The 6,575-nt window shown below is 44.4% G+C and carries 8 protein-coding genes; 2 read left to right on the forward strand and 6 right to left on the reverse strand.

Features of this window, described 5'->3' with window-relative positions; all coding sequences use genetic code 11:
- Positions 1–11: 11 nt before the first annotated feature.
- The 3 genes from RMO79_RS06740 to hemE form a co-directional block, all read right to left on the reverse strand.
- On the reverse strand, positions 12–764 hold the full coding sequence (locus RMO79_RS06740) for a fatty acid desaturase (RefSeq protein WP_310482302.1): 753 nt from the start codon (positions 762–764) through the stop codon (positions 12–14).
- On the reverse strand, positions 754–963 hold the full coding sequence (locus tag RMO79_RS06745) for a hypothetical protein (RefSeq protein WP_310482303.1): 210 nt from the start codon (positions 961–963) through the stop codon (positions 754–756). The genes RMO79_RS06740 and RMO79_RS06745 overlap by 11 nt, the downstream gene beginning before the upstream one ends.
- A gap of 288 nt (positions 964–1,251) precedes the next feature.
- A complete protein-coding gene (hemE, locus tag RMO79_RS06750; RefSeq protein ID WP_310482305.1) occupies positions 1,252–2,304 on the reverse strand; it encodes a uroporphyrinogen decarboxylase in 1,053 nt (350 codons plus the stop codon).
- A 410-nt stretch (positions 2,305–2,714) separates the two neighbouring features.
- Between hemE and RMO79_RS06755 the strand changes: the two genes are divergently transcribed.
- A complete protein-coding gene (locus RMO79_RS06755) occupies positions 2,715–3,395 on the forward strand; it encodes a hypothetical protein (RefSeq protein WP_310482306.1) in 681 nt (226 codons plus the stop codon).
- A gap of 121 nt (positions 3,396–3,516) precedes the next feature.
- Here RMO79_RS06755 and RMO79_RS06760 read toward each other — a convergent pair whose 3' ends face one another.
- Positions 3,517–4,125 (reverse strand): hypothetical protein, encoded by a 609-nt coding sequence (locus RMO79_RS06760; RefSeq protein WP_310482307.1) that lies wholly within the window; start codon positions 4,123–4,125, stop codon positions 3,517–3,519.
- Between the two features lie 199 nt (positions 4,126–4,324).
- Between RMO79_RS06760 and RMO79_RS06765 the strand changes: the two genes are divergently transcribed.
- Positions 4,325–5,404, forward strand: coding sequence for a family 10 glycosylhydrolase (locus tag RMO79_RS06765; protein WP_310482308.1), 1,080 nt, complete (start codon positions 4,325–4,327; stop codon positions 5,402–5,404).
- Positions 5,405–5,577: 173 nt separating this feature from the next.
- On the opposite strand, the gene RMO79_RS06770 is transcribed toward RMO79_RS06765, so the two are convergent.
- Entirely contained in the window at positions 5,578–6,231 is a 654-nt protein-coding gene (locus RMO79_RS06770) for a response regulator transcription factor (RefSeq protein WP_310482310.1), read from the reverse strand.
- Positions 6,232–6,360: 129 nt separating this feature from the next.
- The coding region (locus RMO79_RS06775; protein WP_310482311.1) for a hypothetical protein at positions 6,361–6,575 on the reverse strand (215 nt) is incomplete at its 5' end.

The raw sequence follows: 6,575 nt of genomic DNA on the forward strand, positions 1-6,575 counted from the left end.
CGGAAACTGGCTCACTTCTCGATAGCTTGGCGTGCGGATGGCAATTCATACCATGCCAGCAAGGGATACTCATGATGTTCCCAGTGATAGCCAAAGTGATAGCAGGTCAAAAACGACCAAAATGTTGAATAATTACTGCTAGTCGCATTGTGGGTGGATCGATGTGTCGATCGGATCTGCGGATCGGTTTCTCTCACCGCGCCTCGGTGCGGTAAATAAGTCCCAAATATAAATAATTGCAGCGAACTCAAGACGATCGGGAATACCCAGAACAAAAACAAATTGGGAACGGCAACATGAAAACCCAAATACAGCGTGAAGAAGATCGCCTTCATCCCAAAAAACAGCACGATCCGCTGTCGTCGATCGAGGTACCCTTTCATAAATTTGAGGTACCATAGCACCACATTGTCATGAATGCCATCGTGGAAATCGGGGTCGCCTGCTTGTCCGGGCTGTCGATGGTGCTGCCAGTGATTGGTAGCAAGTAGCTGGTATGGTAACAGTGCGTATAGCATCAATGCCAACTTGCCGATGGTATGATTGCTGCGGACATCGTTCGGGACTACCGAGCCGTGAATGGCATCGTGAGCGACGACAAATAGCCCCGTCTGAATGAAGGTGCGACCCAATACCGCTGGTACGATCCACCAGGGTGTGAGTTGCTCGATCGATAATAACCAGCCCAGGCTGCCGAACCAGATTGCGACGATCGCCGACGCAACCATCAAACCTGTTGGGGGTAAAGTAAGTTTAGACTGCACGCAGATCGAGCCAATCGAGCAATACCATCGTTTCTGCACCCACTCGTCCAAATTTAGGTGCTGGGCCTAAATCCATCTCGACTAGATACGTCCAAGTTCCATTTTCAAATTTAAGGTTTCTGATAATTCCTTCACCACCGACAAATTTGACTCTCTGGGTACGCTGGAAACTCGGCACATCTATCAATTTTGAATTCATCGATAACATCACTCAATATTTACGATTGATGTCTTTGATTGAATCAGAAATGCTCGGATATCTTCTGTATCTTTCTACGTAAAAAGTTAATACACTATTTATGCCTTTTGACTGGCACTATTAAATTATTACTGCGAATACAATGCTACCCTCTCGCCACAGAGAGTAGCTACATAGCAATATTCCCCCTAGTCTCAATCAACTAGAGGGAATATTTAGTGTTTACCTGCTATTCACTATCCACTATTCACCAAACACTAGTAACTATGTTTTGAGGCAAGATGTGAGTTAGATTAACTTATCAACATTCTTGGCAGTTTCAAAGAAGTGAGCGACATTTTCTTCGGGTACGGTTGGTAAGACACCATGCCCCAAATTCATGATATGTCCGGTTTTACCAGCCTTGCGAACTGTATCGATAATCCAATCGCGGATAAAATCTTTAGAACCGTATAATGCACAGGGATCCATATTGCCTTGTACGCCTAAATGCGCCCCAATCCGCTGTCTTCCCACCGCCATATCTACCGTCCAATCGAGACTGACGATATCTACGCCCGATTTACCCATCAGTTCTAATACGCCGGAGCTACCGCTGATATACAAGATCAGGGGGGTGTCGGGGTGAGTTTCTTTAACTTGTCGGACTACCTGCTGCTGATAGGGAAGGGCGAAAGTTTCGTAATCTTGGGGGCTGAGTTGTCCCGCCCAAGAGTCGAACATTTGGACGACTTGGGCACCACAATCGATTTGATAGCGGACGTAGACGGCAATTGCGTCGGCGATTTTGGTAAGTAAACTATGGAGCATCTGCGGTTCGCGGAATGCCATCCCTTTAATGTTGGCATAGTCTTTAGAACTTTTGCCTTCAATCGCGTATGCTGCTAATGTCCAGGGTGCGCCCACAAAGCCGAGGACTGTCGATTTATTCCCGACTTCGCGGCGTAAGGTGCCCAAAATCTCTTTAATAAATGGCAGCGACTCTTCAGGATTGAGGGGATGGAGTGCGTCGATTTGCGCCTGAGAGCGGATTGCTGGCTCGATAATCGGCCCTTTGCTTTCGATGATGTCGAAGGGAATTCCCAAGCCCGGTAAGGGCGTGAGGATGTCGGAGAACATGATTACGCCATCGGGTGCAAAGGCGCGCCAAGGTTGGAGGGAGATTTCGATCGCCAGTTCGGCTTTTTCGGAGCGATCGCGGAAGGAAGGATATTTGTCCCGTAAGTCGCGATAAACTTTCATATAGCGTCCGGCTTGGCGCATCATCCACACTGGCGGACGATCGAGGGTGGCACCTTTAGCAGCGCGTAATAATAGCGGTTCCCGATCTAGCTCTGTCATTTTTTAATTTACAGTTATTTTATATAGTGTTATCGATACAACCCGCGTCTGTCCTCAGACAGATTGGGATAGTTCGATCGACATAGCATCCAGAATACCAAACTAGCTACCCTTTTGTCCTAGAAGCGGTGGGGATCGATCGGATTTTTAATACTCGCCCATCGCGAAGATCTGGAATAGCGATTATCGCGGTTGTAGTAGTCTATCAAATCTACTTAGGAGTCAGTAGCTACCCAAATCGACAGTTTCGAGTTGGTGGCTACTATTTTATTGTGCTGCCAGATGTCGGTAGCCCAGAACTTCTGGGATGTGGTTTAGACATATAACGTTAGTACTATCAAAAAATTAATCTCAGTTAAGATAGTATTACAGTATTTTTTTGGGTTTCCTCAGTCTCTAGTGTCAATTTTATGATGAAATTTCACGTTACTTTAATTAGTCTCATCTCTGTTTGTACTCCACTGCTATCGGCACCAAGTTTTGCGGCACAAACATGTTCGTTTGCTGCTACGTGTAATCGATCGACTGGTAGCAGTCAAAGGTTGACTCAATCGAACGATACCAACCAAAACTACCAAACTCAACCTATCAAAGCCGATAATTTTAAAACTTATACTCACAAGCAGAGTATTTTCTCGGTCTCTATGCCTGCGGGTTGGCGCAGAAAAGATACTAGCAAGACTGATGAAGTCATTGTAACCTGGCAAGATCGGACTGGTAATGCCGTTGTTTCAGTCGATATTTTTGATAATACTCCCGATTCAGAAATTACCAACACGCCGGAATCTCTAGGCAGATTTATGACGAAGACGATTAATGAAGTTTATAAAAAGAACCTCAAAAATGTGACGATTAACGAACCTGACGATCTCAAAAATGGAGTCGTGCGGGTATCTTGGGGGTATGAAAGTGAAAGTAACGGTCGAGTGGTGCCAATGAGTGGGACTAGTTTTATCAGACTCGATCGCAACCGTGTATCTATTTTTACAGATATCATTCCCACCGAGCAATTCGAGCCACTCAGAACGGCTTTAGATAAAATGGTTCAAAGTTTTACCGTTAATGTCAGTCGCCCTTTCCCAAAACCTTAGCGGTAGGGAGATGGGAGTGGGGGGACGGGGGGACGAGGGGACGAGGGGACGGGGGGAGGTTGGGGAGGAGGAAAATCCAAAGCCTATTCCCTATTCCCTATTCCCTATTCCCTATTCCCTATTAACCGCGACTGCGTTCGAGGAAAATCATCATCAGAATGCTGAGAATCGCTTGTAGCTCTTCGCTATCTTCCAGTCTATCGACCTTTTGAATGGTAAATTCTCTAGATAGAAAACCGGGAAGTTTTGATAGTTTCATCACATTTTCTCCACTCGTCCGTGCGAGTGTATAAGTAGGATTGAAAACATAACCTGTAAACATGCCCACAATTGGAATTTCTGAAAATAGCGCGTCGAAAACTTTAACCCACGGATCGTCTTCTTTAATTGTCATCATCGGCGTTGTGGCAGATAAGCGATCGAAAATATCGTATTTTGCACTCCAAAGAGATTTCATTCCCTGTCTTTTGATACCCCCTAAATCCGTTCCTTGAGTATCGTTAAAATTATACCGCGCCGAAAAATCGATAATTCGATCGGCTTTAATTTCGTACAGTGGCTGCTTGAGTTGCTCGTCACCATAAATAACGATCGCTTCTTTGAGTCGGAAGGCTTTTTGACGCATCACGAATAAGAGCTTTCCTTGATTATCTGTCACCGAAACTCGATTGGGGGAAAGAGTCCAGATTTTAAAGGTAATATGGATTGGATATTGGGCTTGTTGTAGCATAGAATTGAAATGGTAGTAGGTAAATGGCTAAGTTTATTATACCCATCAGTACTACTACAATCCGCTCTGGGTACATTTAGGAAAGTCTTGAGATTGTCGTAACACAAGCGGGTAAAGCTTCGCCCACAGAAGCTCTCACGCCCCAATAACGCACTTTTCGCTATCCACTATTCACTAGGACACTAATAACTTCGTTTTAATGCAAGATGTGAAGAAAGCTGTTTGGTTGACTAATGTCGATAGTGAAGTAATGAACTCTCGCCAGCAGTTAGCCATCGGCTTACAACGGCTGGCAGATTTAGGCTTTAAGACAATTTATCCAGTCGTTTGGCAACGCGGTTATACCTTATATCCGAGCAAAGTTGCCCAGCAATTAACCGGAGCGAGTTTATTACCAAATAGTCCCTTTATTGGGCGAGATTTATTAGCAGAAATTATCGAATTAGCCGCACCTTTAAATATCCGAACGATTCCGTGGTTTGAATATGGATTAATGGTACCACCTAAATCGGCGATCGCCTTAAATAATCCAGATTTACTAACTCTCGATCGTCAAGGCAATCCGCAGCGAACTCAAAATACTAACGGTAAATTAGATCCTAATGCTTGGTTGAATCCCTGTCACGATCGCGTCCGTAAATTTATGGTAGATTTAATTACGGAAGTCGCTCAAACATATCCAGTTGCCGGGATTCAATTAGACGACCATTTTTGTTTTCCTGCCGAAATGGGCTACGATCGATATACTCAACAATTGTTTCAACAATATAATTGCCATAAGTTCGATCTCGGTCGTAAAAGATGGCATCAATGGGGTACGGAACAATTGACAGCACTCTTACAACAGATCGTTAATTCTGTCAAATCGATCCGCCCCGATTGTATCGTATCAATTTCACCCAATCCACTAGCTTTTTCCCGCAATCATTATTTAGTTGACTGGCAACGGTGGCAAGAATTAGGATTAATTGATGAATTGGTTTTACAAGTATATCGCGATCGGAGCGATGCCTTTAAACTAGAATTAGATAAGCCTGAAGTTAGAGCTATTCAAACTAAAATTCCCACCTCGATCGGAATTTTGACTGGCTTGAGAACGCGATCGATTTCCAGTGAGATTATTAAAACTCAAGTAGCAACAATTCGCGATCGGCAATTTAACGGTGTCGCTTGTTTTTTCTATGAAACTTTATTTCACGAACGACTCGCACCCCACCGTATCAGCAGAACTCGATCGCAACTATTAGATATATTTAATATCGATCGATCTTCAACATAACTCCTTACTTACTCCCTACTCCTTAGAAGGTGTTTGAAAAGTCAAATTTGTTACGCCCAAACCCTAGAAAATCCCCCTAGCCCCCTTAAAAAGGGGGACCGGATCTTAGTCCCCCTTTTTAAGGGGGATTTATACCAACTATGAGTGTCAAAAATAACTTTTCAAACAGCCTATTACTCCTTACCCCTAACCGCCAACAATACAGCTTGCTTGCGATCGGTTGCGCTCAATTTGTGTAAGATCGTATGGACGTGAACGCGAACGGTACCGGGGGTAATGTAGAGAATTTCAGCAATTTCGCGATCGGTTTTGGAAGTAGCAATGAGGTTGAGAATTTCTTGTTCGCGGGGTGTGAGCGGATTTAAAGTGAGAGTAGGTAGATTATCTGTCGGGTGATTTTGAAATAGGTTTTGAATTTCGGCGGTAGCGGTAGCATCCCACCAGGATGCGCCAGCAATGACCGAGCGCATGGCTAAAATCAGGGTGGTAGCTGCCACCCCTTTGAGACAATAACCCTGCGCTCCTGCGGCCACTAGGCGGGCAATTAGAGATCGATCGTTGCGCGATGTTAGTACCAAAATTGGCAATTTTGGGTGATTTTGCTTGAGCTGGCGACAGGTTTCTAACCCGCCCAATCCAGGTAAACCCATATCTAGTAAGACGAGATCGAAGGGCTGCTGTTTGGCAAGATCGATGGCGGTTTCACCATCTTCGGCTTCTATTAGTACCTCAATTGCAGTTTCTTGCTGCAATCGTACTTGCAGCCCCAATCTAAATAGTTCGTCATCTTCGACTAATAAAATTTTGAGGCGATTTGGCGATCCCATTTTGGATTTTAGATTAGGACATTGTTGTTATCGATCGAGTCTGCAAACTCATCTGTCGCCATCGTTATTCACTAGATTTTGATAGCAATGCTCGCGATCGAAATTGAGTATTGGAGCCGATGGTGGTTTTTAAAAATAAAACTGCTGTAATCCGCATTCTATCGTCAACAGCCTGACAGATCTCAACGCATTTAAATATTGCAAGAGTTTTAAAATGAGCATTGCTGATGTTTTGAGGCAAAATGTAGGGCTGACATTTTCACAACATAGAATAAAACGGATCGACGATCGCCGCCAGCCGAAACCCAAAGATCGCACCTTGCGGAGAGCGGTTTTCAGCCCAA

It is taken from the genome of Chamaesiphon sp. VAR_48_metabat_403, assembly GCF_031422475.1.
Lineage (GTDB): Bacteria > Cyanobacteriota > Cyanobacteriia > Cyanobacteriales > Chamaesiphonaceae > Chamaesiphon.

What these genes read in the sequence shown, in the direction of transcription:
- RMO79_RS06765 (WP_310482308.1), top strand. Translation starts at nt 4,325, where the DNA reads ATGCAAGATGTGAAGAAAGCTGTTTGGTTGACTAATGTCGATAGTGAA.
- RMO79_RS06755 (WP_310482306.1), top strand. Translation starts at nt 2,715, where the DNA reads ATGATGAAATTTCACGTTACTTTAATTAGTCTCATCTCTGTTTGTACT.
- RMO79_RS06760 (WP_310482307.1), bottom strand. Translation starts at nt 4,125, where the DNA reads ATGCTACAACAAGCCCAATATCCAATCCATATTACCTTTAAAATCTGG.
- hemE (WP_310482305.1), bottom strand. Translation starts at nt 2,304, where the DNA reads ATGACAGAGCTAGATCGGGAACCGCTATTATTACGCGCTGCTAAAGGT.
- RMO79_RS06745 (WP_310482303.1), bottom strand. Translation starts at nt 963, where the DNA reads ATGAATTCAAAATTGATAGATGTGCCGAGTTTCCAGCGTACCCAGAGA.
- RMO79_RS06770 (WP_310482310.1), bottom strand. Translation starts at nt 6,231, where the DNA reads ATGGGATCGCCAAATCGCCTCAAAATTTTATTAGTCGAAGATGACGAA.